This window comes from Anoxybacillus sp. ST4 (assembly GCF_019448545.1).
Taxonomy (GTDB): domain Bacteria; phylum Bacillota; class Bacilli; order Bacillales; family Anoxybacillaceae; genus Anoxybacillus; species Anoxybacillus pushchinoensis.
Window position 1 is genome coordinate 1 of record NZ_JAHZOE010000012.1, and the last position, 25,550, is coordinate 25,550.

Sequence of the window (25,550 nt, forward strand, 5' to 3'; positions counted from 1 at the left end):
TCCGCCGCTAACGATTCAAAAGCAAGCTTTTGAATCGTCCGCTCGACTTGCATGTATTAGGCACGCCGCCAGCGTTCGTCCTGAGCCAGGATCAAACTCTCCATAGAAAGTTTATCTCTCTAGCTTCATACGCTTTTCGCTTCGTTCAGTTTTCAAGGAACATCTTTGTCGTTTTTCGCGACTTTTTTAATTTAGCACATCTCATTTTCGATGTCAAGAACACTTTTTATCGCCACATCACGGCAGCGACGATTTTAAATATACCATCTTCTTTTTTTAAACGCAACTACTTTTTTAAAATTTTTTATGTGTTTTCCAAACATGTATGCCCCGATTCCAATGACAATAAGAAGCGAACCAATTCCTTGCGTCAAATAAACTTTTTCCCCTAACCATATATACGCTAACACGATGGCTCCAATTGGTTCGAATAAAATAGCAATCGACACCATAGCTGCATTTACCCATTTGATCGCCCAATTAAAAAGTGAATGACCAAACAATGTTGGGATTATAGCTAACAAAATGAAGCACCACCAGTCGCGTTCATCGTACGAAAAAAATGAATAGCGAAATAATGCTACATATACACTTAATACTATTGAAGCGATTCCATAAACGATATACGTATATGTAATTAAAGAGAGTTGCTTCCGCAAATGTTGACCAACTAGCCAATAACCTGTTACCATAGCACATGCAATTAATGCAAGCAGATCGCCGTAAAGCGCTTCACCGCTCACCCGAAGATCCCCCCATCCGATGATTACACTACCTGAAATGGCGAGTATCGCACTAACCCATTCGTTCATCGCTATCTTTTCCTTAAAAAAGAGAACGCCACCAACAAAAGCAAATAACGGCTGCAATGTAACTAAAACAACTGAGCTTGCGACAGATGTATAACGAAGCGATTCAAACCAAAGGATAAAATGAAATGCAAGCAACGTTCCAGATAATAATGCAAATCCCCAATCTGTTTTATTCATCTCTTTCGTTTCTCTTGTATGTTTGGTCAGGAACAACGGGGTCATGAAAACAACCGCAAAAAAAAGACGATAAAATGCTATAACAGCTGATGGAGCATCTGTAAATTTTACAAAAATAGCTGAGGTAGAGATTGAAAACGCTCCGATAAGTAATGCAACGTATGCCTTCATGCTCTTCATCCTTTCGAATATACTTATGAAAAGGGGGAATGTCTTATGGACGCTCACGTGCTTATGAAACTCGGAATTTCCGCTGTCCTCGGACTTATTATTGGCTTAGAACGAGAACTAAAAAGAAAACCCGTTGGCCTTAAAACATGTCTTGTCATTTCGATTGTAAGTTGTTTACTAACTATCGTTTCGATTGAATCGGCATACACGTTTCCAAAAGCCGCTCATATTAACATGGATCCGCTGCGTCTCGCTGCTCAAATCGTATCAGGTATTGGTTTTCTTGGGGCCGGCGTTATTCTCCGGCGTGGAAATGATAGCATTTCCGGTTTGACAACCGCTGCGCTTATTTGGGGAGCAGCTGGTGTCGGTGTTGCTGTTGGAGCAAACTTTTATATTGAAGCTATTCTCGGTGTTATCTTTCTTATCGCTAGCGTTGAGCTCATCCCGCTTGTAACAACCGTCTTCGGACCAAAACAACTGAGAGAAAAAGAACTTTCTGTCAAACTGATTGTATTAGATGCAACAAAAATTTCAGAAGTAATCGACGCTATTAAACAAAAAAATATTCGCATCAAAACTGTGCGCATTAAAGATTTAGACAACGGAAATCACTTTGTTGAGTTAAAGGTATCCGTTGATCAAAAGCGGGCAACGACAGATGTATACGAATTTATTCATCAAATTCCTTCTATTCGGGGCGTCGATGTTGAGAATATTTAACTTGAAAATGATTATCATTTAGATTAGTATATATGATGATACTTACACTTAAAATACATTAGGTGGCGAACTACATGTCCTTTATTTTCAAAAACATGGAGCTTTGCTTTCTTATGCGTCAACTCTCAATGGAAGACGAGTTCACTTTTCTTCATTCATATCGCGTTACAAAAATCGCTTTATCTTTCGCGTCATTTTTAAAGTTGACAGATCAACAAAAACGTGAGCTTCAATTCGGAGCACTTATTCACGATATTGGCAAATTATATGTTCCTGCTCACATTTTAACGAAAAAAGGGAAACTATCGAAAGAAGAATTTGATGAAATGAAAAAACATCCTTTGTTCGGCATACGGGTACTACAAGATTACCATGTTTCAACTGAAATTTCTCACATCGTCTTATATCACCACGAACGCTGGGATGGGAAGGGGTATCCAAACAAACAAAGCGGAGAAAATATTCCCTTTCTCGCTCGGCTCGTGTCTTTAGCCGATTCACTCGAAGCGATGACCGGCATTCGCCCGTATCGCACATCACTCACATGGGAAGAAGCTTATGAAGAGATAAAAAAAGGGGCAGGCACACAATTCGACCCACGATTAACCACTTCTTTTTTGTTATGGATGGAAAATCACGTGATTCCTATTGAACGAAATACAGAAACAATCATGCAAACGATCTCAATCATCTCATAACATCCATTGACGAAAAAGCAAAATGCTTTTACAATGAAAGCGAAAAGGGGCATTAGCTCAGTTGGGAGAGCGTCGTGCTGGCAGCGCGAAGGTCACCGGTTCGAGCCCGGTATGCTCCATAGAAAAAACCCTTGCCACGCAAGGGTTTTTTCTTTTACTCTTCCGTCAATTCCTCCACTGGAACGGTATGGCGTTCATGTTCCCTCCCACGCATATGTACGGTGGCTGTTCGGCTTGCTTCATCGTACCCATCAATCCAAACAGATTGACCGTGATAACATACACGAATATCATCTGGGGAAGAAACGATTTGCTTGATGCGATTTATATCCAATTTCATTCCCTCCTTTCGTTTATATCGTTTGTTTTTGTAGAAAAAATATGTAAGAAACGAGATTTTCTCGTCTACAATGATAAAAACAGGAGGGAAAATACATGAGATGGTACGAATTTCTCGCTTCATATTGGCGGCTTTCTCCGCTCGCGCGCATCATACTAACAATTACAACGATCATTTGTTTATTTGGGATTGTCATTCATATCGTGGAGCCAAAAACATTTTCAACAACATTTGACGGAATATGGTGGGCGCTCATCACAACAACAACTATCGGTTATGGGGATCTCGTTCCGAAAACTGTCGTTGGTAAAGTTGTCGCCATCGCTCTCATTTTGCTCGGCACCGCGTTCGTCTCAGCTTATTTTGTTACGCTATCTGCGAAGGCCATTTCAAAAGAAAACGCTTTATCAGCTGGGGAGCTCCCTTACACAAAAGGTCAACATATTATTTTAGTTGGTTGGAATGAACGGATTCGCCAACTGCTCACACTCCTACCTCCCCATGTGCCATGCCTAGTCATCGACGAAACATTAAAACGTTGGGATGTGCCGAAGCACATTCATTTTATTAAAGGAAATCCGACCCACGATGATGTATGGAAAAGAGCGAACGTTTTCGACGCTCATACCGTCATCATTACTGCGAACCAACATAAAAATGAAACAGAAGCCGACTTAGCATCTATTGTCACTCTTTTGACAATTAAAGCACTCCACCCCGATGTATATACTGTTGTGGAAGTATTAACAACACCGCAAGTCGATAATGCAAAACGAGCGGGAGCCGATGCAGTTATTGAAACGAACAAATGGATCAGTTTTTTAATGACAAATTGTCTTTCAGCCCCAAACATATTAAACGACATGGAACAGTTGAAAAAACATCCGATCAAGCGTTTAACTGTTCACGATGAATGGGTCGGCATGTCATTTCATACATTGCTGACCGAGTTAAAAAAGGAGGGACTGTTGCTCATCGGCATTGCAAACGAGCAACAAGTGACGATCAATCCACAAGGCCATACAGCCATTCAAAAAACAGATGAACTCATTGTATTAATGTAATAACCGATCTTCTACATCTTTGACAAGCATCTTTGCCATCGATACATATTTTTCTGGTACAGTTGCATCGGGGTCTTCTGGTTCCGAAAACTGATTAAACGAGGCGCTCACATTTCCAACATGCACATTGTCATCTAATCCACGTTGATATTTATGACATAGAACGTAAGGACGCTTAAACTGAACTGTTGCCCCATACGAATCCAACTGTCCGTCTACAGCAACAAATGGGAGGCGTAAAAATTGATAACCAACATCGTCCGCCATTTTATAGTCGAACGAACCGTGATCATAATCCCAATTTCCACCAATAACATACCCAAGCGGTGTTAATTGTTGTTCCAACACATTTAACAAAAATGTTTTTCCTTCTAGTCTAGACGGAATTTCAATCATTTGTATCACTCCTCCTTTAGTTGTATCATACCCAAAAAAAGAGCTCTCCCTGCACGCAGGGAAAGCTCTTTTAAATTTAATTATTTCAATCGCTTTTCAAGCTCTGCCTTTTTCTCTTCGTATCCTGGTTTACCGAGCAAGGCAAACATATTTACTTTGTATGCTTCTACCCCCGGTTGATCAAACGGATTCACACCAAGTAAATATCCGCTCATCGCGCACGCCTTTTCAAAGAAATAAACGAGGTAACCAAACGTATACTCATCTAATCGCGGTAATGTAACAACTAAGTTCGGCACGCCCCCATCTGTATGAGCCAACAACGTTCCTTCAAACGCTTTTGTGTTGACGAAGTCAACTGTTTTTCCTGCTAAGTAGTTTAAGCCGTCTAAATCATTGTCCTCTGCTTCAATCGTTAACTCATGGCGTGGCGTTTCTACTTTTAACACCGTTTCAAACAAATCGCGACGACCTTCTTGCACATATTGCCCTAAAGAGTGAAGGTCAGTTGAAAAGTTTGCTGAAGCCGGGAAAATCCCTTTCTGATCTTTTCCTTCACTTTCGCCAAATAATTGTTTCCACCATTCTGCAAAATATTGCAATGCCGGTTCATAGTTAATGAGCATTTCAATTGTTTTCCCTTTGTTGTAAAGCACATTTCGCACCGCAGCGTATTGGTAAGCAATGTTTTCTTCTAACTCTGATTTACTGAAATCTTCACGTGCTTGCGCAGCACCTTTCATCATCGCTTCAATATTCGCTCCGCTTACTGCAATCGGCAATAAACCGACAGCTGTTAAAACAGAGTAGCGTCCTCCAACATCATCTGGGATAACGAACGTTTCATATCCTTCTTCCGTCGCTAACGTCTTTAATGCCCCACGAGCGCGATCAGTCGTCGCATAAATGCGCTTGCGTGCCTCCTCTTTTCCATATTTCTCTTCAAGAAGCTTACGGAAAATACGGAAAGCAATCGCTGGCTCCGTCGTCGTTCCTGATTTTGAAATGACGTTAATTGAAAAATCTTTTCCTTCAAGTAAATCCATCACGTCGCGCATATATGTAGAACTGATGTTGTTGCCGACAAAAATAATTTGCGGCGTTTTCCGCTTTTCTGCCGGAAGAGCATTATAAAATGAATGTTGCAACATTTCGATTGCCGCGCGAGCACCTAAATAAGAGCCACCAATTCCAATAACTAACAAAACATCAGAGTCTTCTTGAATTTTTTTTGCTGCTTGTTGAATGCGGGCGAACTCCTCTTTGTCATACGCAACAGGAAGGTCAATCCACCCTAAAAAGTCGTTGCCTTGTCCTGTTTTCTCATGAAGAGCATGGTGCGCTACTTTCACTGCGTCACGCAAATACGTTAATTCATGTTCACCAAAAAACGATAACGCTTTCGAATAATCAAACTGAATATGCGTCATGTACGTTTCCTCCTCAAAGATGGTATCCTCTTTCACTTTAGCGAAACAAACAAAGAGAATCAAGTTAGCAAAAAACATGTAAACGGATTCATTTTGACATTTTTCGTACGTTACAAAGAAGCTTGTAAAATCGCCATGACGTCACGATGATCTAGCTTTTTAAAATTTCCAAATGGACCGAATGACATCGCCTTCTCCGCTATAGTTGGCAGTGAATGCTCACCAATGTTATAGTCTGCTAATCGGTGCGGTGCACCTAAACGATCCCAAAACGCGCGAAGTTTTTCGATTCCTTCTAGCGCAATTTCACGATCTCCTTTCCCTTCTGGATAAACGTCAAACACGCGAACAGCTAGCTGTTTAAAGCGTTCAACACGTTCATCAAGCACATATTTCATCCAGTTTGGAAATAAAATAGCTAGTCCACCCGCGTGTGGAATATCGTGCACAGCCGATACAGCATGTTCAATATTATGTGTTGCCCAATCCCCACGCAGTCCCATACGCAAAATTCCATTTAAAGCCATCGTTCCGCAATATAAAATTGTTTCGCGATGATCGACGTTTTCTAAATCTTCGATGAGTTTCGGCGCTGTTTCGATAACTGTTCGTAAAATCGCTTCACACATCCGGTCTTGTAACGGCGTGTTTGAGGCATGATGAAAATATTGTTCTAATACGTGCGACATAATATCAACAATTCCATATACTGTATGATCTCTCGGGACGGTTGTTGTATAAACAGGATCTAAAATTGAAAATTTCGGAAAGACAGCTGGACTGCTCCAACCGTACTTTTCTTTCGTTTCCCAATTCGTAATGACAGAATTGGCATTCATCTCTGATCCTGTCGCCGCTAACGTCAACACCGTACCGAGCGGAAGGGCGTGTTGAACCGTTGTCTTCCTCGAAATAAAATCCCATGCATTTCCATTATACAATGCTCCTGCCGCAATCGCTTTCGCACAATCAATGACGCTTCCACCGCCAACAGCTAAAATAAAATCAACCTTCTCTTCACGACATATATCAATCCCTTTTTGTACAGTAGATAAGCGTGGATTTGGCTCAACCCCGGCCAACTCTGTCCACGACTTATTCAATGAACGTAAAATAGATACGACATCATCGTACACACCATTCTTCTTAATGCTTCCTCCACCGTATACGATTAAAATGCGCTCATATGGAGCAAGCTCTTTCCTTAATTGTTCAACTTGCCCTCTACCGAAAATTAACTTTGTTGGATTATGAAAAATAAAATGTTCCATCCAACCCCCTCCTTTTTTTTCATTATTTCTAAAATAAACAAATAAGTAAAGAAACTTGCATTTTTTCTTTCTTTATCATGCATACTTCATAAATAATAATCCATTCTATAAATGAATACGATGTTTTGAAGGAGGATGAACATGAGTACGTTACAACGAATCGCACTATTGCTTACTGTTATTGGAGCACTGAACTGGGGGCTCATTGGCTTTTTCCGCTTCGACCTAGTAGCGGCCATCTTTGGGGGACAAGCATCTGCGTTTGCTCGTATTGTTTACGCCCTCGTTGGGATTGCGGGGCTAATCAACCTCGTATTACTGTTTAAACCGACCGAAGAAATCGGACGTACAGAACCAAAAATGTCTAGAACATAAGCAAACAACTCACCGGTCATTCGGTGAGTTGTATTGTTTTTTCGCTTCGGCAATCCATTTTTCTAGTTGAATTTTTAACGGCTGGAATCCTAACGGGGTTTCAATATTTGTCGCATCATGATCGACATCCCGTAACGATAAGCTAATCCGTTTTGTTCTTTCATCAACGGCAATAATTTTTACGCGCACACAATCCCCAACGTCCACATAATCATAAATATTTTTTACATATCCATCGGTTATTTCTGAAATGTGAATTAATCCTTGTGTCCGTTCATCGAGCGATACAAATATGCCATACGGTTGTATGCCTGTCACAATACCGGTAACGATCGCACCTTCCTTCCACTCCAATTGAAACACTCCTCGTTTTTTGAAAAATTGTAACATAATTCGCTTAAAAAGTGTTAATTTTGTACACGAGTACAAATAGGAACATGGTATGATAAATATGTACATGAATTTTTGAGAGGTGGGAGAATAAATGAGCGCAATTGGTGAAAATATTCGCATGTATCGAGAACAGCGAAATATGTCACAACAAGAATTAGCGTTGAAAGTACGTGTAGGGGTAGCAACAATTCAAAAATATGAATCAGGTGAGCAAATTCCTGATACACCGACAATTTTAAAACTTTGTACTGCACTTGATGTACCTGCATCTGAATTGTTAGAACGTGCCGACCTGTCCAATTCCTCCGTGGTCGATCCTGAAATCGAATATTTAATTAAAGAAATCGGCATTAAGCGGGCAAAGCTCATTTTACGAAAAGCAAAAGAATTTAGCGAAGAAGACTTTTTACGCGTCATGCAAATGTTGTATGAGCTCAAATACAATAAAGAAAGCTGACAGCTGCGTCAGCTTTCTTTATAGCCGTTCAACAAATCGCTTCATGCGTCGGATCGCCTCTTGTAATTGTTCAAGCGATGAGGCATATGAACAACGAATATACCCTTCTCCGCTCGCCCCAAACACGTTGCCCGGAACGACGGCTACTTTTTCCTCTAGCAATAAACGCTCGGCAAATTGTTCTGACGTCATGCCTGTCGATTGAATAGATGGAAATGCATAAAACGCCCCACCTGGCATATGACATGAAAGGCCGAGTTCATTTAATGACTGAACAAAAAAGTTGCGCCGTTGTCGATAGCTCTTTTTCATCTGTTCGACATCATCTGCTCCATTTCGCAACGCTTCAATAGCGGCATATTGCGCCATTGTTGGCGCACACATCATCGTATATTGATGAATTTTTAACATGGCTGTAGCTAAATCTTTCGGTGCAGCAATAAATCCTAGCCGCCATCCCGTCATCGCAAATCCTTTCGAAAAACCGTTAATTAAAATGGTTCGCTCTCGCATATGAGCGATCGCAGGAAAACTTGTATATTGTTCGTCGTAGCATAACTCCGCATAAATTTCATCCGAAATGACAAGCAAATCATGCTTTGCCACAATGCGAGCAATTTGCGCAAGTTCTTCTGCGTTTAGCACCGTTCCTGTTGGGTTATTTGGTGAGCAAATGATTAATGCTTTTGTTTTCGGAGTGACGACTTGTTCAATTTGCTCAGGTTGTAGCTTAAATTGATATGTTCCACTCGTTTGAACCGGAATCGGTACGCCGCCAGCTAATGAAACAAGCGGGGCATATGAAACGAAGCTCGGCTCAACGACAATCACTTCGTCACCTGGATTAACAATAGCGCGAAGGGACACATCGAGCGCTTGGCTTGCTCCGACCGTCACAATCAGTTCATCTACCGGATCGTACGACACACGAAAGCGACGTAATAAATAATCGCTAATTTCTTTTCTCAACTCCAATAAACCAGCGTTTGCTGTATATGACGTATATCCTTGTTCTAATGATAAAATACACGCTTCGCGTACACCCCAAGGCGTAATAAAATCAGGCTCACCAACCCCTAGCGAAATGACCCCTTCCATACTTGCCGCTAAGTCAAAAAAGCGACGAATACCGGATGGCTTGAGGCGAGAGACCGTATCAGATAAGTACGATTTCGTTTTTTGCATCACGGAGCCACCACTATTCTTCGATCTTGGTCACCTTGCTCGAATACGGTACCGTCATGTTTATATTTTTTTAAAATAAAGTGGGTCGTCGTTGAAATAACAGAATCAAGCGTCGATAATTTCTCAGAAACAAAATGAGCAATTTCAGACATCGAACGACCCTCGATGACGACAGATAAATCATAGGCGCCGGACATCAAATATACAGATTTGACTTCTGGGAAGCGATAAATACGTTCAGCAACCTCATCAAATCCAACACCCCGCTTCGGCGTCACTTTTACATCGATCATCGCTGTCACACCTTCGTGCCCATCCACTTTCCGCCAATCGACAATCGTTGCATACTGCACAATGACTTTCGCCTCTTCTAATTTTTTGATGATCTGTTCGACTTCCGGAATGGAGAGCGAAACCATTTTTGCGATTGTATCCATCGGCAACCGAGCATCTTTCTCTAACAGTTCAACAATTTCAATTTCTTTTTCAGTCAATTTCACATCAATCCCCCCTACGATAAATTTTCACACAATTTAGAAAGAAATGCACGCGTTTTTTCCAAAAAAATGAGCAAGACGACATCGCCTGCTACTACGGTTTTTTGATGACACCGCAAGCGATTCGTTTGCCCGCATTTCCTGCTGGTTGGGACATGCCGTCATCTTTCCCTTCATGAACGACAATAGATGTCCCATCTTTTGTGAACAGGCCGTTCTTTTCCTCCGATAAATCTACATTTGGTGCCATGAGCTGCACTTTTACCGTTCCATCTTCTTTCACAATTAAATTCGGCAAATCACCCGCGTGTGCTCCCTCTGGATGAAGGAGGCCGTGTTTTTTTCCTTCTGGGTTAAAATGCTCACCCGCCGATTGAAACTGCGGCGGCGAACAGGCTCCCTTGTCATGAATATGAATCGCATGCTCTCCGGGTGGCAACCCTTTTAAATCAATGTCTAGTTCCACACCTTTCGGCTTCTGTGACAAGCTAATCGTGCCGAGCGAGTCACCATCCTCATTAATCATATGAACATTAACATGTTTTACTTGTTCCTCTACACAACCACCGATAAGCAATAAACCAATACATACGATGACTTGACGCACAATAAGCCCTCCAACTACATATTTACAGCTTATTATGCCCTTTTTTTGTCCGTTTAGTCATCGATTCGTTGTTTTTGGAGCTGTTCCTCTAGTTGTTTTGCTTTCTCTTCTTGGCGTTTTGAAACTTTTACAATTACCTGCATCGTCAATACTGCAGCAATAAAAAACGCTGTGAACGAGATGGCAGCCGGAATGTATTCCGTTTTGTCTTCTGGAAAATATAGAAACAATCCAAATATGATGTGAACCATACGATCAACCTTTCCTCATATCATCTTGCTAATTATATCATAAAGGCAATTGTATCACTTCGCAAAAAGGAATATAATTGGATTCGTAAATAAAAAAGGGGGGCGTGTTCGTTTGAAAAACGTCGTAATCCACAAAGTTATCACATTTGTATTCACGGAGGCGCAATTGAGGGGGTATTGGAACGAACAAAAACAAAAAATTCCATTCGAATCTTTAACAAATGAGCAGTTGATGGTGTTAGCTGAAGATATGCTAGCGAACTCTTCTCATAGCCAACTTGAACAACATATTTTAGATCACGGTTGGCGCGTAAAAGAAGAGACAGAAGGACAAGTGGTCGCAGAGGACGACTCACGCGAACATGTGCATGTCGAAGTCGTTGATACAACGAAACAAGGGTCTCCATCAACAAAGTTATTTATCGACCGCTTATCGCAAATCGAATGCGCAAAATGCGGATTTTCTTTTTACATCCGCAATGTAAACGCTGACACAGCACATTTAACATGCCCAAGTTGCCTTCAACCATTAAAATGAAAAAAGAAAGGAATGACAGATCGTGCATGAGGCAATCAACCATGAAGTAAGTAACTTCCAATATTATGCAGCTATTGCGATCTTTTTGGTCACATACGCCATTATCATTTCAGAAAAAGTGAATCGCGCTGTGATTGCTTTATTAGGTGCCGCCTTTATGATCATTTTCGGCATCGTCGATTTACATCAAGCGTACACTCATCACATTGAATGGGGAACGATTACACTTTTAATCGGCATGATGATTCTCGTAAGCATTACGAGCAAGTCTGGATTTTTTCAATATGTAGCAGTAAAAGCTGCGAAAGTGGCCAAAGGGAGCCCTATTCACATTTTAGTGATTTTGTCATTACTCACAGCTGTTCTTTCTGCATTTCTAGATAATGTAACTACGGTGTTATTGATTGTTCCGGTTACATTCTCAATTACACGTATGTTAGAAGTTGACCCTGTTCCGTTTTTAATTTCTGAAGTACTTTTTTCAAATATCGGTGGAACAGCGACAATGATCGGAGATCCACCAAATATTATGATTGGTTCTGCAAATAAACATTTAACATTTAATGACTTTTTATTTCATTTAGGTCCCGTTGTTGTCGTGATTATGGTTGTTATTATTTTTATTTTGTATATTTTTTATCGCAAAAAGCTTCAGGCCAATGCTGTGCTCATTGAACGACTCATGAAAATTGATGAAAAACAATACATTAAAGATGCTGTGCTATTAAAAAAATCCGTTTCAGTCCTTGGGTTAACTATTTTAGGTTTCACCCTTCATTCCGTCATTCACGTTGACGCAGCAGTCGTTGCGATGACAGGAGCTGTCATTTTAATGCTCATCGGGGTAAAAGAACATGATTTAGAAGAAGTATTTGCCTCTGTCGAGTGGACAACCATTTTCTTCTTCGCTGGATTGTTTACGCTCGTTGGAGGACTTGTAGATATTGGTCTCATTAAAAGCTTGGCGGAAAAAGCACTAGAGGTGACGGGTGGCGATATTCATTTTGCGTCTTATTTAATTCTTTGGGTATCTGGAATCGCATCAGCAACCATTGATAATATTCCGTTCGTTGCAACAATGATTCCGCTTATTCAAGATATGGCTGTTGGCATGGGGCTATCTCCAGACGCTGCGCAAATCGATGTATTATGGTGGTCGTTAGCACTCGGTGCTTGCTTAGGTGGAAATGGGACGTTAATTGGCGCATCAGCAAACGTCATCGTTGCAGGAATCGCCTCACGTGAGGGACATGGATTTAGTTACTTCGATTTTCTAAAAATCGGAGCGCCGCTCACGCTCGTTTCATTGCTTATTTCACATGCTTATATTTTCATTCGTTACTTTTAAAAACGCTCGTCTTTGAGCGTTTTTTTCTTTCTGTCATATACTGCTTGCAAGGAGGGAAAAAATATGTATCCAAACGTTGATATTACACAATTTACTCAATCCGCAAAGTCGGTACAAAAACTGCTAAAAGATGCGGCGGCCATTTCTACAAAAATTGCAAACGATCCTATCTTTGCGAAGCAGTTGATGGAAAAAGCACAACAATCGAAACAAGAAGACGTGCAAAAACAACTTCAATCGATTGGTATCGAATCTGAAATGAACATTTCGTTCAATCCAAATACGATTCATATTACACTTTCCCCAAAAAAAGGCGAGTCGCCTTGTTGCCAACTCACCTTTTTTCTTTACTGGCGATAATTCGGTGCCGCCATCTGTTTTTCACCAATATGTGCCGCATCGCGCAAATCATATCCATCATCCGTTTCACTAACGTGAATAATATCTTCTTTCGCCCCTAATCGATTTGCGCGAAGCAATTGTTCTTCTTCTCTCATTATGATCCCCTCCGCACTGTTATATTGTGCAAATTCATTTCATTTATGTGTTGACATATTTTGTTTTATCAGCTACGATTTCGTTAACAAATAAAAAAAGGAGGTTAACAAATGCGAGCGAAAGACTTAACATTCATTGCCATGTTCGCAGCATTCATGGCGATCGGAGCAAACATCACCTCATGGGTTCCTTTTCTCGTTATCGGGGGCGTTCCCATTACGCTACAAACCTTTTTTTGCGTATTAGCCGGGGCGATTCTCGGGGCAAAACGCGGCGCGATCGCGATGACTGTTTATATGCTCATCGGACTGTTTGGTGCGCCTGTTTTCGCGCGCTTTAGCGGAGGGTTCTCGTCCATCGTAACCCCGACGTTTGGATTTATCCTTTCTTTTATTCTTGCGGCTTACGTCACTGGATTGCTTGTTGAAAAAAGTACAAAACGTTCGATGACGCAATTTATTACAGCAACTATCATCGGCATGATAATTAACTATGTTGTCGGAACAAATTGGATGTACATGGCATTTACATTATGGGCCGATGCACCGGAAGGATTCTCATACACAATGGCATGGAGCTGGATGCTCGTTCCACTTCCAAAAGATATTATTTTATCGATCGTTGCTGGCATGATTGCACCGCGCATTTACAAGGCGTTAAACGACCATCAAACATATAACAAATATGTCGCCTAACTAAGGAAAAGGAAGTTCGGTTACAGCCCGACTTCCTTTTCTTCTTTCTTTATATATTGTTGCCGAAACACTTGCATCGATTCATTTTCATTCAGTGCAATCATCTCTTGCTCCGATAATGTCCCATCTCCGCGTTGGACGACATATACGTTTACTTTTTTCTTTCCCCAATGCTTATATACATCATCTACTGTTTCATAATATAGGTCAATTTTATGGCCTTTAATCGCTGAACCCGTATCAGCAACGACGCCATATCCGTATCCTGGAATAAATAAAATTGTTCCAATTGGGAAAACATTCAAATCAGCGGCAATCGTTGAGTATAAATCACGCTTCACGCGTACACCCGAATATGTAATTCCATAACTCGGGTGATCGGGCGTTTTTCCCGTTGACTCTACTCCAGCCGTATACCCTGTCGCTACAACAGTGACGGACGGGTATTGCGACCAATCGAAAGCCTCTTCTAGCGTTAATGATTCATTCGTCGTTTGTTGTGATGATAGTTGCGTCACTCGTTTTTCATTTTTACGAAAACGATCTGCTACATATTCATACGTATGTGTTGAAAATAATGATTTGAACGAGAAAAAAGAAAAACGTGAATGGGATAACCAATCGGATAGCGTCTTCGCTTCAACGCCCGATATGGATTGAAATGTCGTCATGAACGCACATAGAAACAATACAACCATGGTCGTTCGTCTTAACCATTTTATGCCCATTTATTCACTCCTCCCACGGTTGTATTTCTTTCCAATAACGAAACAAAATATACATCACCGGGAAAAGAAATAAAAAACCTCCACGATCGTGAAGGTTTAAAACATACGATATCCTTTTTTTCTTAACGTCTGAATCACGACACCAGAAACGATTGCTCCCACAATACCGCTACTTAAAATGATTAAATCCGCGCTCGCTAGCGATCCGATTCGTTCCTTTACATGAGCAAAGGAGTCGGACGGATTTGTCACGTAGTCAATCAAAGAAATTTGATCAATCCAAAACAATAAAACGAACGGGCTTAATATCGCCATCGTCCATGTCGTTCGTAAAATCATGTTTAATAAAAAGCCAATACCAAAAAATAAAACAAAAAATAACAAAATTGAAATGAGTAAAACCGGAATGCCCATCTCCATGCGTTTTCACCTCCAATACACCATTTTAAGTGTACTGAAAGCGAAAACATGAGTCAATTATTGCTTCATCGCCATTTCATTTTTTTCTATTCCTGTTCCTTCGCAATGATGGCACGTTTCGGAACCGCCAACTGCAACATGCACATAACCGTTTCCTGCACAATACTGACACGTTGTTTTATTCATATTCCTCACCCTTTTTCTTAATTTTCAGATAATTATACATAAAAAGAAACGATTTGTAAAGAAAAAGGGGCGAAAAATTGCTTCGCCCATTTTTATAACAACTTAAATTTTCCTTTCTTCGCGACGAGTGTCGGACCACCGATTAAGAAGAGCGCACGGTTGTCGATTACTTTTTTCATCACGCTCGCCTTTGCTCCCCAAATTTTCTTACCAAATACAACACCAATCGCATCATCGTGACCGAGCGAACATACCGTTCCTTTTAAAACAGGTTTAAACGGTTGCAATTCACCTTGACCGCGAATGAGCACAGCTAAGTTTTTCGCACAAACTTCTCCTTGCTGCATAGCAATTTGAGCGGTTGGAGGATATGGACGATTTGTTTCTTCGTTAATAATTAACGCACAGTCCCCGACAACGAATACATCTTCATGTCCCGGTGCTCGCAAAAACGGATCGACTTTCACGCGACCGCGCATCGCTTCAAAGCCAGATTCATCAATAACGCGGCTTCCGCGCACTCCAGCTGCCCATACAACTGTTCCAGCCTTAATTTCTTCCACTTGATCATCTTTGCTAACGATAATGCCTTCTGGTGTGCACTCTTTAATCGCTGTACCGATTTTAAATTCAACACCTTTTTTCTCAAGAACGTTCACCGCATATTCAACAAGTTCTGGGTCAAAGCCAGGGAGAACGGTCGGCGCTGCTTCGACACAAATAATGCGAACTTTATTTGGATCAACATCGTATTCACGGCAAAGCTCTGGCACGCGGTTTACAAGTTCACCTAAAAACTCGATGCCTGTAAATCCTGCGCCGCCAACGACAATCGTCAAGCGCTCATCGCGCTTCTCTTCTTCTGTGCCATATGTTGCAAATTGATATTCAATATGCTCACGAATTTGACGAGCAGCATTGACGTTGGCAATCGAGAAAGCATACTCTTTTAGCCCTTTAATTCCGAACGTTTCAGACTCAAATCCAAGCGCAACGACTAAATAGTCATACGTTAATGGCTCATGATTTTGGAGCAACACTTGTTTTTCTTCGAGGTTGATTTTTTCAACCGTATCTTGAATGAATTTTACTTTACTTTGATCAATAACATCAGCAATCGCATAGCGAACGCGCTCATGGTGCAACGTTCCAGCAGCAGCTTCATGCAGCCATGTTGATTCATAATGATAATCATGTTTGTTGACAAGCGTAATGCTTGCTTCGTTGACGCCAATCATTTTTTGTAAACGCGTCACAGTCATTAATCCACCATAACCTGCACCTAATACAACAACATTTGGCTTTTTCAAGCGAATCACTTCCACCTTTTCTTATTTTTTTTAGCTTGTGCTTTTTGAACGATTTTTATCGTTTAGAAAGTTTGTGAATTTATTCACGAAATAGACCAAAAAAATACAACGTTTTGTAACAAAGTTGTCATTTCTACGTTAACATCTTATTCTTTTTTTCTCTCTTTTTCAAGAGTTATTTGTTCAATTTTTGGCCATAATTTTTATCGAACGCATGTCGAAATTTTCAAAACAACAACAGCGTGTAACCATTTTTTATGGTATGATAATACGTGAGAATTTACGTTTTAGGAGGAATGAACGTGAAAGAAGATCGCAAAGTGTATGATATTACTATTATTGGTGGTGGTCCTGTCGGCCTGTTTACAGCATTTTACGGTGGCATGCGCCAAGCGAGCGTTAAAATTATCGAAAGCCTTCCACAACTTGGCGGCCAGCTTTCTGCGCTTTACCCAGAAAAATACATATATGATGTGGCAGGTTTCCCGAAAATTCGCGCCCAACAACTAATCGACAACTTAAAGGAGCAAATGAGCAAATTTCATCCAACTGTTTGCTTAGAACAGTCTGTTGAAAAGTTAGAAAAACTGGAAGATGGTACATTTAAACTAACGACAAATAAGGAAATTCATTATTCAAAAGCGGTCATTATTACTGCTGGAAACGGGGCATTCCAACCTCGCCGATTAGAACTCGAAAGCGCCGTACAATATGAAGGAAAAAACTTACATTACTTTGTTGACGACTTGAATAAGTTTGCTGGTCAACGTGTACTAGTTTGCGGTGGAGGAGACTCTGCAGTTGACTGGGCGCTTATGCTCGAGCCGATCGCGAAAAAAGTAACAATTGTGCATCGTCGTGATAAATTCCGCGCGCATGAACATAGCGTCGAAAATTTAATGAATTCATCTGTTGATGTAAAAACACCGTTCGTCCCTGTTGAATTAATCGGAGATGAAAACGGTATCAAACAAGTTGTTCTAGAGGAAACAAAAACGAAAACGCGTGAAACAATCGATGTCGATGCAGTCATTGTCAACTACGGGTTCATTTCATCGCTCGGACCAATTAAAGAATGGGGCTTAGAAATCGAGAAAAACTCTATTAAAGTGAATTCCAAAATGGAAACAAATATTCCGGGTGTGTATGCTGCAGGCGATATTTGTACATATGAGGGAAAAGTGAAGCTCATTGCTTGCGGATTCGGTGAAGCACCAACAGCTGTCAACAACGCAAAATCATATATCGATCCAAGCGCAAAAGTACAGCCTCTTCATTCTACATCGATGTTTGAATAAGAGAAAAAGGCCTCTATATGGGGCCTTTTTAACATTCCTCAGGCGTACCAGCATGTGTTGCCGTACGGAACGATGAACCACAACCACATGAAGCGATCGCGTTCGGATTATGAATCGTAAATCCCCCACCCATCGCTCCTTGCTCGTAATCAATCGTCGTTCCTTTTAACACAAGTGCACTGTCCTTGTCAATCAATATACGTAAACCGTCTTGGTCAAACTCGTAATCATCTTCACGCTTATTATGATCAAACCCCATCGCATAAGACAAACCGCTACATCCTCCACCATAAACACCGACACGGAAATAAGCGTTTTCTTCTCCGCTTTCCTTCATCATCTGTTTCACTTGCTCAACCGCTTTTTCTGTCAATACAACGATTTGTTCCATCACTCACCACTCCTTTTAATAATAGTATACACCTGTACAAATCGTTTCTGCTCCTCCACGCATAAAAACATCGCCGTTTTCTTTCCACGTAATATACAAATCTCCACCAGCCAAATGTACGACCGTTTCTTCATTTCGTTTCGTTTTTCCATTCAACACTGATGCTACAACGGCCGCACATGCTCCTGTACCGCACGCTTGCGTCACGCCAGACCCTCGCTCCCATACACGAAAATGAAGCTCGCGGTCATTGACCACTTCTACAAACTCGACATTAATTCCTTCTGGAAAGCGAGCATCTTTTTCGATGATCGGCCCGAGCGTCGTAACTGGAGCTCGCTCAATATGATCAACATAAAACACCGCATGTGGGTTGCCCATTGATACACCCGTCATGTAATACGTATGCCCCGCAAACTCGATCGGTTCATTAATGACCATGTCTTTTTCTTTTCCAACCATCGGTATTTCTTCGCGAGATAACCGCGGTCTCCCCATATTCACTTCCACGCTGCTTACCTTTCCATTTTCAACGAAAAGGCGCGCTTCAACAAGACCTGATAACGTTTCAATCGCAAATTGTTCATCGCGAACAATTCCATGCTCATATGCGTACTTTGCCACACAACGCAATCCATTGCCACAGTTTTTCCCTTCTGATCCATCGCTATTAAAAATACGCATTTTAACGGGAGCCACATCGGATGGACAAATTAAAATGAGTCCATCCGAACCGATTCCTGTGTGTACATTGGCCACACGTCTAGCAATATCGGGTAACTCCTCTTCTAATAAACGTTCTTTAAACATATTCACATAAATATAACTATTTCCTAATCCATGCATTTTCGTGAATGAAAAACTTCTCATATTACGCCTCCACCATATATGTTTAATAAAACTATACATCGTGATGATAAACGTGACAACTTTTTTACAAATAAACAAAAAGTCACAAGCAATAACGGAAACATATAGTATAATGTTACTATCAATCATATAAGGCGGGGAACACCATGGATATTTTATATGATCGTAACGTCACGTGTCTCGTTTGTAAACAAACATATACAACGAAAAAAGTTCGTTCACGTTTCATTCGTCCCATTCAGCACGATACTGACTTTTGTTCACATTACGCGAGCGAAGAAGCAAATCCGCTTTTATATTATGTACACGTTTGCCCTCATTGTGGATTTGCAGCAACAGAAGAATTTTCGACATATTTCCCCCCTCGCACGCTTGAGACGATCGAACAACATGTACGCGCCAATTGGCGTGGGAAAAATTACGGTGGAGTGCGCACATTTCGTGATGCAGTTGATACATATAAACTTGGCATTTATTGTGCAACACTGAAAAAAGAAAAGCATATCGCGATTGCGGGGCTTTATATGCGCCTTGCATGGTTGTATCGGTCGAAGCAAAAGCATGAAGAAGAAAAGCGATGTATGCGTTTCGCACTCGAACAATACGTTGCTTCTTATGAAGCAGACGACTTTGTTCATACGCATATGTCCGAAGTACGTTTATTGTACTTAATCGGAGAACTGTATCGCCGACTAGGCAATGAAAAACAAGCAATCATTTATTTTTCCCGTGTTATCGCAAGAAAAAAAGAAACGATTGAAAAAGGAATTGTCAATATGGCCTACGACCGTTGGCAAGACATTCGCGAAGAAAAAAAGGGGGCGCAATAGCCCCCTAAAACATTGGATTTTCCTCAATATATGCATAAATCTTTTCAACAAGTTGCTCAGCGTCTTCTGCTGTCACAATCTCTCCATTTACCATCGCAAACAACATGTTCGCGCATTTTCCACAATAGCCTAAACACCCATATTCGATAATATCTAAATTTGGATCTTTTTCAAGTTGCTCTAGCGCACGTTGTGACCCATTTGCTAAATTGCTTATACAAAACTCCACGATTGGTTGTAGCAATGTGTTCACCTCAATCTTACTATTGTAGCACATTTACAAAAAATCATGTAATATTCACATATAAAAATCATCTTAATTAGTCACGTTTTTCGAAAAAATGTTGTTATTTTGTCACAATTTCGCTATACTTTTAATGGTCGAATTTTATCAAAAGGGGAAAGCTTCCATGAGAAACCTCGTGCTACTTGGTGGCGGATACGGAAATATGCGTATACTACTCCGCATACTTCCAAATTTACCAGAACATATTCGTGTTACGCTAATTGATCGCGTTCCATATCATTGTTTAAAAACAGAGTATTATGCTTTAGCTGCTGGAACGATTAGTGACCAGCACATTCGCGTCCCATTTCCAGAACACCCTCGCCTATCGTATATATTCGGCGAGGTAAAAAAAATTGATTTACATCATGAAGTCGTCCATCTTCAAGACGGATCGTGTATCCCATACGACGATTTAGTCATCGGGTTAGGCTGTGAAGATAAATATCACGGTGTACCTGGTGCAGACATTTTTACTTATAGCATTCAAACTATCGATAAAGCAAGAGAAACGTATCAAAAGTTGAACAATCTCCCACCGCATAGCATCGTTGGAATTGTCGGTGCTGGATTAAGCGGTGTAGAATTAGCAAGTGAACTCATTGAAAGTCGTCCTGATTTACACGTAAAATTATTTGACCGTGGCACGCGCATTTTGTCTATGTTCCCTGAACGATTAAGTCGTTACGTCGAGCAATGGTTTCATTCACACGGTGTCGAACTCATTCGCCAATCGAACATTACAAAGGTTGAAGAACATACGCTGTATAATCACAATGAAGCGATCCACTGCGACGCCATTGTATGGACCGCCGGCATCCAACCGAATCGTGTCGTTCGTGAACTTAACGTCGAAAAAGATAGCCAAGGGCGTGTGTTACTTACGCCACGACACCATATTCCGCATATGGAAAACGTATATGTTGTTGGAGATTGCGCAAGTTTGCCGCACGCTCCGAGTGCACAATTAGCTGAAGGACAAGCAGAGCAAATTGCTCAAGTATTGCAAAAACGTTGGAAAGGTGAAGAACCGCCGAGCGAATTTCCGCCAATTAAATTAAAAGGTGTTTTAGGATCGTTAGGGAAAAAACACGGGTTCGGCCTCGTTGCTGATCGTCCGCTGACTGGACGCGTCCCACGCCTCCTGAAATCAGGCGTACTATGGATGTATAAGTACCATAACGGATATTGAGATGAAGGGCGAATTACTCCGCCCTTTTTTCTATCGCTTCATAAATGTTTTTTAATTTTGGATTCCCTTCATCAACCATTTCTCCATCAATAACAACAACCGGATAAAATAAATCTTCGTCGATTACTTTTTGCGCAAATTGACGCTTTTCATCGTCTTCCGGTGGCGAAAAAATATCAACATAAACGAACTGAAACGCACGATTCGGATATTTTCGTGAAACTGCAGCTTGAATCCATTCATACGTATCTTTTGATGACGGGGCACCGACACAAGAAGCACAAACTGTATCCGCTCCGTACACACATATTTCAATCATATTCATTCTCTCCCCTGGAAAAAAGTTAAGTAACGTTAATAGATTTTTTTCATCATGATGATTATAATAAAATTAGTGAAAGGAGTCGATGAAAATGGCAGATCAAGATATTAAACAACAAGTGCAAGAAGTATTAGATAAACTTCGTCCATTTTTACTTCGCGATGGCGGAGATTGCGAATTAGTCGATGTTGAAGACGGTGTCGTAAAACTTCGTCTTCTTGGCGCTTGCGGAAGCTGCCCAAGCTCAACTATTACATTAAAAGCTGGTATTGAGCGGGCATTGCTTGAAGAAGTTCCTGGCGTCGTTGAAGTAGAACAAGTATTTTAACGACAAAAAGGGGGTCCAAAAACGTTGGACACCCTTTTTCCGTTAGGAAATGTTTATTTTTCTAACGCCATTTTATATACGCAACTACCCGTTGTCTCTACGGACAACATACGTACGTCATCGTGAGGGAATGCCGCTTGTAGGGCATCATATACTTCTTTTCCACACCCTTGTTCAGCAAAACAAAGTACAGTCGGACCTGCGCCGCTTAATGCGACACCGAATGCTCCACTCCGCTTCGCCACGACACGCACTCGTTTCAATTCAGGTACGAGACGTTTCCGATATGGCTGGTGAAAAAGATCCGCATCCATCATCTCACCTGCCAGTGACCAGTTTTGTGTCAGCAATGCGGCAACGAGCACATTTCCGACCGCACTCGCCTCTACTGCCTGCGCACGTGTGAACTCACTCGGAAGAACGGTACGTGATTTTTTCGTCTCCAGTTCATACGTCGGAATGACCGCAATGAGATCTATCGGGATGTGCGGAACGTGCACAACATGCGTACGTTCTTTTACATAGCTACCAATTACTAACCCTCCATATAAGGAAGCGCCAACGTTATCGGGGTGCCCTTCATATGTGGTAGCTATTCTCATTTTTTCTTCTTGCGACAAACTGAGACGTCCAAGCTCATTGGCCAACTCAATAGCTGCCACAATCGCCGCAGCACTACTTCCGAGACCGCGTGTAAAGGGAATGTTGCTTGACACAAACACGCGGCAAGGAGGGAGCGTAACACCATACTGACTCGCCAGCTCATTTGCTACTTGATAAATTAAATTGCTTTCCCCAGTCGGAATACTTTTTACTTCATTTGTTTTCGGGACGAATTCCCATGTTGTTGCACGCACTACCTCTAACGTTAAATGAAGCGAAACAGCTAATCCGATCGAATCAAAACCGGGTCCGAGGTTGGCAGTACTTCCCGGCACAACAATTTTTAACATTTCACCGTCATTCATTGGAGAACAGCCCCTTGAATGTGAGCAAACACGACTTCCTCATCATTTGGCAGTACAGTCGGTTGAACGTTCATCGCTTCCATCGCTACATTCGGATCTTTCAATCCGTTTCCAGTTAGCACCGCAACAATACGGCTGCCTTTTTTAATTTCACCGCTTGCCACTTGCTTCATTACACCAGCTATCGATGCACACGAAGCAGGCTCTGCAAAAATTCCTTCTTCGCGCGCAAGCAAACGGTACGCCTCCAAAATTTGCTCATCTGTTACCTCATCGATTTTTCCACCTGATTCGTTGGCAGCTTGAACAGCGTATTCCCAACTAGCTGGATTACCAATGCGAATCGCCGTTGCAATCGTTTCAGGATTTTCAATTACTTCATTTCGCACAATGGCAGCTGCACCTTCAGCTTCAAAACCTCGCATTTGCGGCAATTTCGTTCCATGTTTTTCATGAAACTGTTTAAACCCTTTCCAATACGCCGTAATATTTCCCGCATTCCCAACTGGAATGGCAAGAACATCAGGCGCCTCCCCGAGTTGCTCACAAATTTCAAAAGCGGCCGTTTTTTGTCCTTCGATCCGATACGGGTTTACTGAATTAACGAGCGTAACCGGAGCCATCTCACTCAAACGGCGTACCATTTTTAATGCATGGTCAAAGTTCCCTTGAATTGCAACGATTTCTGCACCATACATGACCGCCTGCGCCAACTTTCCGAGCGCGATTTTCCCATCAGGAATGATAATAATGCAGCGCATATTTGCTCGTGCAGCATAAGCTGCCGCTGCTGCAGACGTATTTCCTGTCGATGCGCAAATGATTGTATCGCTTCCTTCCTCTTTTGCCTTCGCCACCGCCATAACCATTCCGCGATCTTTAAACGATCCTGTTGGGTTTGCTCCTTCTGTTTTAACGTATAATTCCACACCGAGTTTTTCTGATAAGTGAACAAGCGGGATAAGTGGTGTATTCCCTTCATGTAACGATAACATCGGCGTCTTGTCTGTGACCGGCAAGTAGTCGCGATAATGATGTAACAATCCCCTCCACATTACAATGCACCTTCCCCTTCTACTCGATAAGAACTTTTCACTTCTTCTACAACTTCTAAATCTCTCAACTGCTGTAATACATCACGATAGTCTTTTAACGATGCTTGGTGTGTAACGAGAACAATTTCGGCTAAATCTTTTTGATTTAATGGCAATTGTAAAATTTTTTCAAAGCTCACTCCTCTTTCCGAAAAGAGCGATGTAATTTTTGCAAACGCCCCGACTTGATCTTTTACATGAATGCGTAAAAAATACTTCGAATATATTTCGCTATCTTCTTTTAACTGCTTATCGTATTGTGGAGTGACTGCACTTCTTCCATTCACACCAAGACGCATGTTTTTCACGACAGCAACGAGATCAGATACGACAGATGTCGCTGTCGGCAAACTGCCTGCCCCTGGACCGTAAAACATCGTCTCGCCAACCGCCTCACCGTAAACGTAAACCGCGTTATATTCATCGTTTACCGACGCAAGCGGATGCGTCTCTGGCAACAACGTCGGCTGTACACTAACTTCGACTTTATCGCCGTCTCGATGGGCAATACCGATTAATTTCATCGTATAACCGAGTCGTTTGCTATAGTTTAAGTCTTCTTCCGTAATCTCCGTAATCCCCTTCACGTACACATCTTGCAAATCGATGTTCATCGAAAAACCAAGTCGAGCTAAAATCGCCATTTTTCTTGCTGCGTCTAACCCTTCAACATCCGCCGTTGGATCGGCTTCGGCGTAACCGAGTGCCTGCGCCTCCGCTAATACTTCATCGTACGCGCGGTGGAATTTGCTCATCTTTGTTAAAATGTAATTCGTTGTACCGTTAACAATTCCCATCATTTTTGTAATTCGATCAGAAGCTAACCCATCTACGAGGCTGCGCAAAATCGGAATACCGCCAGCTACGCTCGCCTCGTAAAACAAGTCACAGCCATGCTCAGAAGCAACGGAAAGTAATTCTGTTCCATACAATGCCATTAAGTCTTTATTCGCTGTGATGACATGCTTCCCATTTTTTAATGCCGTTAGTATATATTGACGCGTCTCTTCGACGCCTCCCATCACTTCAATGACAACATCAATGTCCGGATCATGAATCACTTCTTCTACATTTGTCGTTAATACCGCCTCCGGCAAAGCGACATCTCGCTTTTTATCGCGGTCGCGAACGGCAACCTTTTTAATTTCTACAGGGCAACCGACTTGATGCATTAATTTATCTTGATGGTTTTTAATGATTTTAACAACACCACTACCAACCGTCCCTAATCCTAATAATCCGACTGACACGCTTTTTACCATCTTCCCCACCTCTTGTTTTTCTGTAGTGAACATTTGTTTTTATATAGTAGACATTATAGAACATCTCCATTTCATTTACAATCCTTATTTTCACTATCGTATCATATGAAAACGTTTTATGTTTAAAAATTTTCTAAAA

General features: G+C 41.5%; 35 protein-coding genes, 1 tRNA gene and 1 rRNA gene. 14 read left to right on the forward strand and 23 right to left on the reverse strand.

The genetic code is table 11. The annotated features are described in order from the left end of the window. Positions 1 to 107, reverse strand: a 16S ribosomal RNA gene (locus K1I44_RS08890); the annotation flags it as partial. A 147-nt stretch (positions 108 to 254) separates the two neighbouring features. After that, a complete protein-coding gene (locus K1I44_RS08895; protein ID WP_219985955.1) occupies positions 255 to 1,160 on the reverse strand; it encodes a DMT family transporter in 906 nt (301 codons plus the stop codon). Positions 1,161 to 1,205: 45 nt separating this feature from the next. Between K1I44_RS08895 and K1I44_RS08900 the strand changes: the two genes are divergently transcribed. The 3 genes from K1I44_RS08900 (at position 1,206) to K1I44_RS08910 (ending at position 2,700) form a co-directional block, all read left to right on the forward strand. Beyond that, the gene (locus K1I44_RS08900) at positions 1,206 to 1,883 is read left to right on the forward strand and encodes an MgtC/SapB family protein (protein ID WP_003398734.1); all 678 of its coding nucleotides are present in this window, start codon (positions 1,206 to 1,208) and stop codon (positions 1,881 to 1,883) included. 113 nt (positions 1,884 to 1,996) lie between these two features. Continuing rightward, the gene (locus K1I44_RS08905) at positions 1,997 to 2,581 is read left to right on the forward strand and encodes an HD-GYP domain-containing protein (protein WP_255573348.1); all 585 of its coding nucleotides are present in this window, start codon (positions 1,997 to 1,999) and stop codon (positions 2,579 to 2,581) included. 46 nt (positions 2,582 to 2,627) lie between these two features. Further along, positions 2,628 to 2,700 (forward strand) — tRNA-Ala (locus tag K1I44_RS08910). A gap of 35 nt (positions 2,701 to 2,735) precedes the next feature. On the opposite strand, the gene K1I44_RS08915 is transcribed toward K1I44_RS08910, so the two are convergent. After that, positions 2,736 to 2,915 carry an H-type small acid-soluble spore protein gene (locus K1I44_RS08915; protein WP_003398736.1) on the reverse strand — a complete coding sequence of 60 codons (180 nt, stop codon included), beginning with the start codon at positions 2,913 to 2,915 and terminating at the stop codon, positions 2,736 to 2,738. A 101-nt stretch (positions 2,916 to 3,016) separates the two neighbouring features. On the opposite strand from K1I44_RS08915, the gene K1I44_RS08920 reads away from it, so the two are divergent. Then, the gene (locus K1I44_RS08920) at positions 3,017 to 3,985 is read left to right on the forward strand and encodes a potassium channel family protein (RefSeq protein WP_219985957.1); all 969 of its coding nucleotides are present in this window, start codon (positions 3,017 to 3,019) and stop codon (positions 3,983 to 3,985) included. Here K1I44_RS08920 and K1I44_RS08925 read toward each other — a convergent pair. The 3 genes from K1I44_RS08925 to K1I44_RS08935 form a co-directional block, all read right to left on the reverse strand. Then, entirely contained in the window at positions 3,977 to 4,381 is a 405-nt protein-coding gene (locus K1I44_RS08925; protein ID WP_003398738.1) for a YugN-like family protein, read from the reverse strand. The two genes, K1I44_RS08920 and K1I44_RS08925, sit on opposite strands and share 9 nt — an antisense overlap. An 80-nt stretch (positions 4,382 to 4,461) precedes the next feature. Continuing rightward, a complete protein-coding gene (locus tag K1I44_RS08930; RefSeq protein ID WP_003398739.1) occupies positions 4,462 to 5,811 on the reverse strand; it encodes a glucose-6-phosphate isomerase in 1,350 nt (449 codons plus the stop codon). Between the two features lie 110 nt (positions 5,812 to 5,921). Then, positions 5,922 to 7,082: an iron-containing alcohol dehydrogenase gene (locus tag K1I44_RS08935; RefSeq protein ID WP_219985958.1), complete on the reverse strand. Its 1,161-nt coding sequence runs from the start codon at positions 7,080 to 7,082 to the stop codon at positions 5,922 to 5,924. Positions 7,083 to 7,223: 141 nt separating this feature from the next. Here K1I44_RS08935 and K1I44_RS08940 point away from each other — a divergent pair, with 141 nt between their 5' ends. Continuing rightward, a complete protein-coding gene (locus K1I44_RS08940) occupies positions 7,224 to 7,457 on the forward strand; it encodes a DUF378 domain-containing protein (RefSeq protein ID WP_003398741.1) in 234 nt (77 codons plus the stop codon). A 9-nt stretch (positions 7,458 to 7,466) separates the two neighbouring features. Here K1I44_RS08940 and K1I44_RS08945 read toward each other — a convergent pair whose 3' ends face one another. Continuing rightward, positions 7,467 to 7,811 (reverse strand): CvfD/Ygs/GSP13 family RNA-binding post-transcriptional regulator, encoded by a 345-nt coding sequence (locus K1I44_RS08945; protein WP_255573349.1) that lies wholly within the window; start codon positions 7,809 to 7,811, stop codon positions 7,467 to 7,469. Positions 7,812 to 7,941: 130 nt separating this feature from the next. Here K1I44_RS08945 and K1I44_RS08950 point away from each other — a divergent pair, with 130 nt between their 5' ends. Beyond that, complete coding sequence (locus K1I44_RS08950) at positions 7,942 to 8,307, forward strand: helix-turn-helix domain-containing protein (protein WP_003398744.1); 366 nt, start codon at positions 7,942 to 7,944, stop codon at positions 8,305 to 8,307. A gap of 18 nt (positions 8,308 to 8,325) precedes the next feature. On the opposite strand, the gene K1I44_RS08955 is transcribed toward K1I44_RS08950, so the two are convergent. The 4 genes from K1I44_RS08955 to K1I44_RS08970 form a co-directional block, all read right to left on the reverse strand. Further along, complete coding sequence (locus K1I44_RS08955; RefSeq protein ID WP_219985960.1) at positions 8,326 to 9,492, reverse strand: aminotransferase; 1,167 nt, start codon at positions 9,490 to 9,492, stop codon at positions 8,326 to 8,328. Continuing rightward, positions 9,492 to 9,992: an Lrp/AsnC family transcriptional regulator gene (locus K1I44_RS08960; RefSeq protein ID WP_003398747.1), complete on the reverse strand. Its 501-nt coding sequence runs from the start codon at positions 9,990 to 9,992 to the stop codon at positions 9,492 to 9,494. The genes K1I44_RS08955 and K1I44_RS08960 overlap by 1 nt, the downstream gene beginning before the upstream one ends. 91 nt (positions 9,993 to 10,083) lie before the next feature. After that, the gene (locus tag K1I44_RS08965) at positions 10,084 to 10,596 is read right to left on the reverse strand and encodes a superoxide dismutase family protein (RefSeq protein ID WP_003398748.1); all 513 of its coding nucleotides are present in this window, start codon (positions 10,594 to 10,596) and stop codon (positions 10,084 to 10,086) included. A gap of 53 nt (positions 10,597 to 10,649) precedes the next feature. Further along, positions 10,650 to 10,847 (reverse strand): hypothetical protein, encoded by a 198-nt coding sequence (locus K1I44_RS08970; protein WP_219985961.1) that lies wholly within the window; start codon positions 10,845 to 10,847, stop codon positions 10,650 to 10,652. A gap of 112 nt (positions 10,848 to 10,959) precedes the next feature. Here K1I44_RS08970 and K1I44_RS08975 point away from each other — a divergent pair, with 112 nt between their 5' ends. From K1I44_RS08975 to K1I44_RS08985, 3 genes are all read left to right on the forward strand, one after another. Next, positions 10,960 to 11,385: a hypothetical protein gene (locus K1I44_RS08975; protein WP_219985962.1), complete on the forward strand. Its 426-nt coding sequence runs from the start codon at positions 10,960 to 10,962 to the stop codon at positions 11,383 to 11,385. 22 nt (positions 11,386 to 11,407) lie between these two features. Next, complete coding sequence (locus K1I44_RS08980) at positions 11,408 to 12,733, forward strand: ArsB/NhaD family transporter (protein WP_219985963.1); 1,326 nt, start codon at positions 11,408 to 11,410, stop codon at positions 12,731 to 12,733. Between the two features lie 63 nt (positions 12,734 to 12,796). Then, positions 12,797 to 13,093, forward strand: a complete 297-nt coding sequence (locus tag K1I44_RS08985; RefSeq protein WP_003398753.1) for a YuzC family spore coat inner layer protein — start codon at positions 12,797 to 12,799, stop codon at positions 13,091 to 13,093. On the opposite strand, the gene K1I44_RS08990 is transcribed toward K1I44_RS08985, so the two are convergent. After that, positions 13,081 to 13,230: a hypothetical protein gene (locus K1I44_RS08990; RefSeq protein ID WP_003398754.1), complete on the reverse strand. Its 150-nt coding sequence runs from the start codon at positions 13,228 to 13,230 to the stop codon at positions 13,081 to 13,083. The genes K1I44_RS08985 and K1I44_RS08990 overlap by 13 nt on opposite strands. Positions 13,231 to 13,341: 111 nt before the next feature. Here K1I44_RS08990 and K1I44_RS08995 point away from each other — a divergent pair, with 111 nt between their 5' ends. Then, a complete protein-coding gene (locus K1I44_RS08995; protein ID WP_219985964.1) occupies positions 13,342 to 13,926 on the forward strand; it encodes a biotin transporter BioY in 585 nt (194 codons plus the stop codon). 20 nt (positions 13,927 to 13,946) lie between these two features. Here K1I44_RS08995 and K1I44_RS09000 read toward each other — a convergent pair whose 3' ends face one another. From K1I44_RS09000 to K1I44_RS09015, 4 genes are all read right to left on the reverse strand, one after another. Further along, on the reverse strand, positions 13,947 to 14,654 hold the full coding sequence (locus K1I44_RS09000; protein WP_003398758.1) for a 3D domain-containing protein: 708 nt from the start codon (positions 14,652 to 14,654) through the stop codon (positions 13,947 to 13,949). A gap of 96 nt (positions 14,655 to 14,750) precedes the next feature. Continuing rightward, a complete protein-coding gene (locus tag K1I44_RS09005; protein WP_003398759.1) occupies positions 14,751 to 15,074 on the reverse strand; it encodes a YuiB family protein in 324 nt (107 codons plus the stop codon). A gap of 57 nt (positions 15,075 to 15,131) precedes the next feature. Beyond that, entirely contained in the window at positions 15,132 to 15,260 is a 129-nt protein-coding gene (locus K1I44_RS09010) for a YuiA family protein (RefSeq protein ID WP_003398760.1), read from the reverse strand. Between the two features lie 92 nt (positions 15,261 to 15,352). Further along, positions 15,353 to 16,579 (reverse strand): NAD(P)/FAD-dependent oxidoreductase, encoded by a 1,227-nt coding sequence (locus tag K1I44_RS09015; RefSeq protein ID WP_219985965.1) that lies wholly within the window; start codon positions 16,577 to 16,579, stop codon positions 15,353 to 15,355. Positions 16,580 to 16,872: 293 nt separating this feature from the next. Between K1I44_RS09015 and K1I44_RS09020 the strand changes: the two genes are divergently transcribed. Next, entirely contained in the window at positions 16,873 to 17,868 is a 996-nt protein-coding gene (locus K1I44_RS09020) for an NAD(P)/FAD-dependent oxidoreductase (protein ID WP_219985966.1), read from the forward strand. A gap of 28 nt (positions 17,869 to 17,896) precedes the next feature. Here K1I44_RS09020 and K1I44_RS09025 read toward each other — a convergent pair whose 3' ends face one another. Both K1I44_RS09025 and dapF read right to left on the reverse strand, forming a co-directional pair. Then, positions 17,897 to 18,259: a HesB/IscA family protein gene (locus K1I44_RS09025; RefSeq protein WP_003398764.1), complete on the reverse strand. Its 363-nt coding sequence runs from the start codon at positions 18,257 to 18,259 to the stop codon at positions 17,897 to 17,899. Positions 18,260 to 18,274: 15 nt separating this feature from the next. Continuing rightward, a complete protein-coding gene (gene dapF / locus K1I44_RS09030) occupies positions 18,275 to 19,129 on the reverse strand; it encodes a diaminopimelate epimerase (protein ID WP_219985967.1) in 855 nt (284 codons plus the stop codon). A gap of 146 nt (positions 19,130 to 19,275) precedes the next feature. Between dapF and K1I44_RS09035 the strand changes: the two genes are divergently transcribed. Beyond that, positions 19,276 to 19,959: a DUF2225 domain-containing protein gene (locus K1I44_RS09035; RefSeq protein WP_003398270.1), complete on the forward strand. Its 684-nt coding sequence runs from the start codon at positions 19,276 to 19,278 to the stop codon at positions 19,957 to 19,959. A gap of 4 nt (positions 19,960 to 19,963) precedes the next feature. On the opposite strand, the gene K1I44_RS09040 is transcribed toward K1I44_RS09035, so the two are convergent. Further along, the gene (locus K1I44_RS09040; RefSeq protein ID WP_003398271.1) at positions 19,964 to 20,203 is read right to left on the reverse strand and encodes a YuzB family protein; all 240 of its coding nucleotides are present in this window, start codon (positions 20,201 to 20,203) and stop codon (positions 19,964 to 19,966) included. A gap of 166 nt (positions 20,204 to 20,369) precedes the next feature. Here K1I44_RS09040 and K1I44_RS09045 point away from each other — a divergent pair, with 166 nt between their 5' ends. Beyond that, positions 20,370 to 21,437, forward strand: a complete 1,068-nt coding sequence (locus tag K1I44_RS09045) for an NAD(P)/FAD-dependent oxidoreductase (protein ID WP_003398272.1) — start codon at positions 20,370 to 20,372, stop codon at positions 21,435 to 21,437. Positions 21,438 to 21,450: 13 nt separating this feature from the next. On the opposite strand, the gene K1I44_RS09050 is transcribed toward K1I44_RS09045, so the two are convergent. Beyond that, positions 21,451 to 21,756: a YuzD family protein gene (locus tag K1I44_RS09050; protein WP_091701035.1), complete on the reverse strand. Its 306-nt coding sequence runs from the start codon at positions 21,754 to 21,756 to the stop codon at positions 21,451 to 21,453. Between the two features lie 94 nt (positions 21,757 to 21,850). On the opposite strand from K1I44_RS09050, the gene K1I44_RS09055 reads away from it, so the two are divergent. Further along, positions 21,851 to 22,087 carry a NifU family protein gene (locus K1I44_RS09055; protein ID WP_003398276.1) on the forward strand — a complete coding sequence of 79 codons (237 nt, stop codon included), beginning with the start codon at positions 21,851 to 21,853 and terminating at the stop codon, positions 22,085 to 22,087. 53 nt (positions 22,088 to 22,140) lie between these two features. Here K1I44_RS09055 and thrB read toward each other — a convergent pair whose 3' ends face one another. The 3 genes from thrB to K1I44_RS09070 are packed head-to-tail and all read right to left on the reverse strand — an operon-like array spanning position 22,141 to position 25,411. Beyond that, positions 22,141 to 23,055, reverse strand: a complete 915-nt coding sequence (thrB, locus tag K1I44_RS09060) for a homoserine kinase (RefSeq protein ID WP_003398278.1) — start codon at positions 23,053 to 23,055, stop codon at positions 22,141 to 22,143. After that, the gene (gene thrC / locus K1I44_RS09065; protein WP_003398281.1) at positions 23,052 to 24,110 is read right to left on the reverse strand and encodes a threonine synthase; all 1,059 of its coding nucleotides are present in this window, start codon (positions 24,108 to 24,110) and stop codon (positions 23,052 to 23,054) included. Before thrC ends, thrB begins: the two co-directional genes overlap by 4 nt. Further along, positions 24,110 to 25,411: a homoserine dehydrogenase gene (locus K1I44_RS09070; RefSeq protein ID WP_003398282.1), complete on the reverse strand. Its 1,302-nt coding sequence runs from the start codon at positions 25,409 to 25,411 to the stop codon at positions 24,110 to 24,112. The genes thrC and K1I44_RS09070 overlap by 1 nt, the downstream gene beginning before the upstream one ends. Positions 25,412 to 25,550 lie beyond the last annotated feature (139 nt).

Excerpts from the sequence above, each read along its gene's own strand:
- K1I44_RS08895 (WP_219985955.1), bottom strand. The coding sequence starts at position 1,160 with ATGAAGGCATACGTTGCATTACTTATCGGAGCGTTTTCAATCTCTACC.
- K1I44_RS08900 (WP_003398734.1), top strand. The coding sequence starts at position 1,206 with ATGGACGCTCACGTGCTTATGAAACTCGGAATTTCCGCTGTCCTCGGA.
- K1I44_RS08905 (WP_255573348.1), top strand. The coding sequence starts at position 1,997 with ATGCGTCAACTCTCAATGGAAGACGAGTTCACTTTTCTTCATTCATAT.
- K1I44_RS08920 (WP_219985957.1), top strand. The coding sequence starts at position 3,017 with ATGAGATGGTACGAATTTCTCGCTTCATATTGGCGGCTTTCTCCGCTC.
- K1I44_RS08925 (WP_003398738.1), bottom strand. The coding sequence starts at position 4,381 with ATGATTGAAATTCCGTCTAGACTAGAAGGAAAAACATTTTTGTTAAAT.
- K1I44_RS08930 (WP_003398739.1), bottom strand. The coding sequence starts at position 5,811 with ATGACGCATATTCAGTTTGATTATTCGAAAGCGTTATCGTTTTTTGGT.
- K1I44_RS08935 (WP_219985958.1), bottom strand. The coding sequence starts at position 7,082 with ATGGAACATTTTATTTTTCATAATCCAACAAAGTTAATTTTCGGTAGA.
- K1I44_RS08940 (WP_003398741.1), top strand. The coding sequence starts at position 7,224 with ATGAGTACGTTACAACGAATCGCACTATTGCTTACTGTTATTGGAGCA.
- K1I44_RS08950 (WP_003398744.1), top strand. The coding sequence starts at position 7,942 with ATGAGCGCAATTGGTGAAAATATTCGCATGTATCGAGAACAGCGAAAT.
- K1I44_RS08955 (WP_219985960.1), bottom strand. The coding sequence starts at position 9,492 with ATGCAAAAAACGAAATCGTACTTATCTGATACGGTCTCTCGCCTCAAG.
- K1I44_RS08970 (WP_219985961.1), bottom strand. The coding sequence starts at position 10,847 with ATGGTTCACATCATATTTGGATTGTTTCTATATTTTCCAGAAGACAAA.
- K1I44_RS08985 (WP_003398753.1), top strand. The coding sequence starts at position 12,797 with ATGTATCCAAACGTTGATATTACACAATTTACTCAATCCGCAAAGTCG.
- K1I44_RS08990 (WP_003398754.1), bottom strand. The coding sequence starts at position 13,230 with ATGAGAGAAGAAGAACAATTGCTTCGCGCAAATCGATTAGGGGCGAAA.
- K1I44_RS08995 (WP_219985964.1), top strand. The coding sequence starts at position 13,342 with ATGCGAGCGAAAGACTTAACATTCATTGCCATGTTCGCAGCATTCATG.
- K1I44_RS09000 (WP_003398758.1), bottom strand. The coding sequence starts at position 14,654 with ATGGGCATAAAATGGTTAAGACGAACGACCATGGTTGTATTGTTTCTA.
- K1I44_RS09005 (WP_003398759.1), bottom strand. The coding sequence starts at position 15,074 with ATGGAGATGGGCATTCCGGTTTTACTCATTTCAATTTTGTTATTTTTT.
- K1I44_RS09010 (WP_003398760.1), bottom strand. The coding sequence starts at position 15,260 with ATGAATAAAACAACGTGTCAGTATTGTGCAGGAAACGGTTATGTGCAT.
- K1I44_RS09025 (WP_003398764.1), bottom strand. The coding sequence starts at position 18,259 with ATGGAACAAATCGTTGTATTGACAGAAAAAGCGGTTGAGCAAGTGAAA.
- dapF (WP_219985967.1), bottom strand. The coding sequence starts at position 19,129 with ATGAGAAGTTTTTCATTCACGAAAATGCATGGATTAGGAAATAGTTAT.
- K1I44_RS09035 (WP_003398270.1), top strand. The coding sequence starts at position 19,276 with ATGGATATTTTATATGATCGTAACGTCACGTGTCTCGTTTGTAAACAA.
- K1I44_RS09045 (WP_003398272.1), top strand. The coding sequence starts at position 20,370 with ATGAGAAACCTCGTGCTACTTGGTGGCGGATACGGAAATATGCGTATA.
- K1I44_RS09050 (WP_091701035.1), bottom strand. The coding sequence starts at position 21,756 with ATGATTGAAATATGTGTGTACGGAGCGGATACAGTTTGTGCTTCTTGT.
- K1I44_RS09055 (WP_003398276.1), top strand. The coding sequence starts at position 21,851 with ATGGCAGATCAAGATATTAAACAACAAGTGCAAGAAGTATTAGATAAA.
- thrB (WP_003398278.1), bottom strand. The coding sequence starts at position 23,055 with ATGAATGACGGTGAAATGTTAAAAATTGTTGTGCCGGGAAGTACTGCC.
- thrC (WP_003398281.1), bottom strand. The coding sequence starts at position 24,110 with ATGTGGAGGGGATTGTTACATCATTATCGCGACTACTTGCCGGTCACA.
- K1I44_RS09070 (WP_003398282.1), bottom strand. The coding sequence starts at position 25,411 with ATGGTAAAAAGCGTGTCAGTCGGATTATTAGGATTAGGGACGGTTGGT.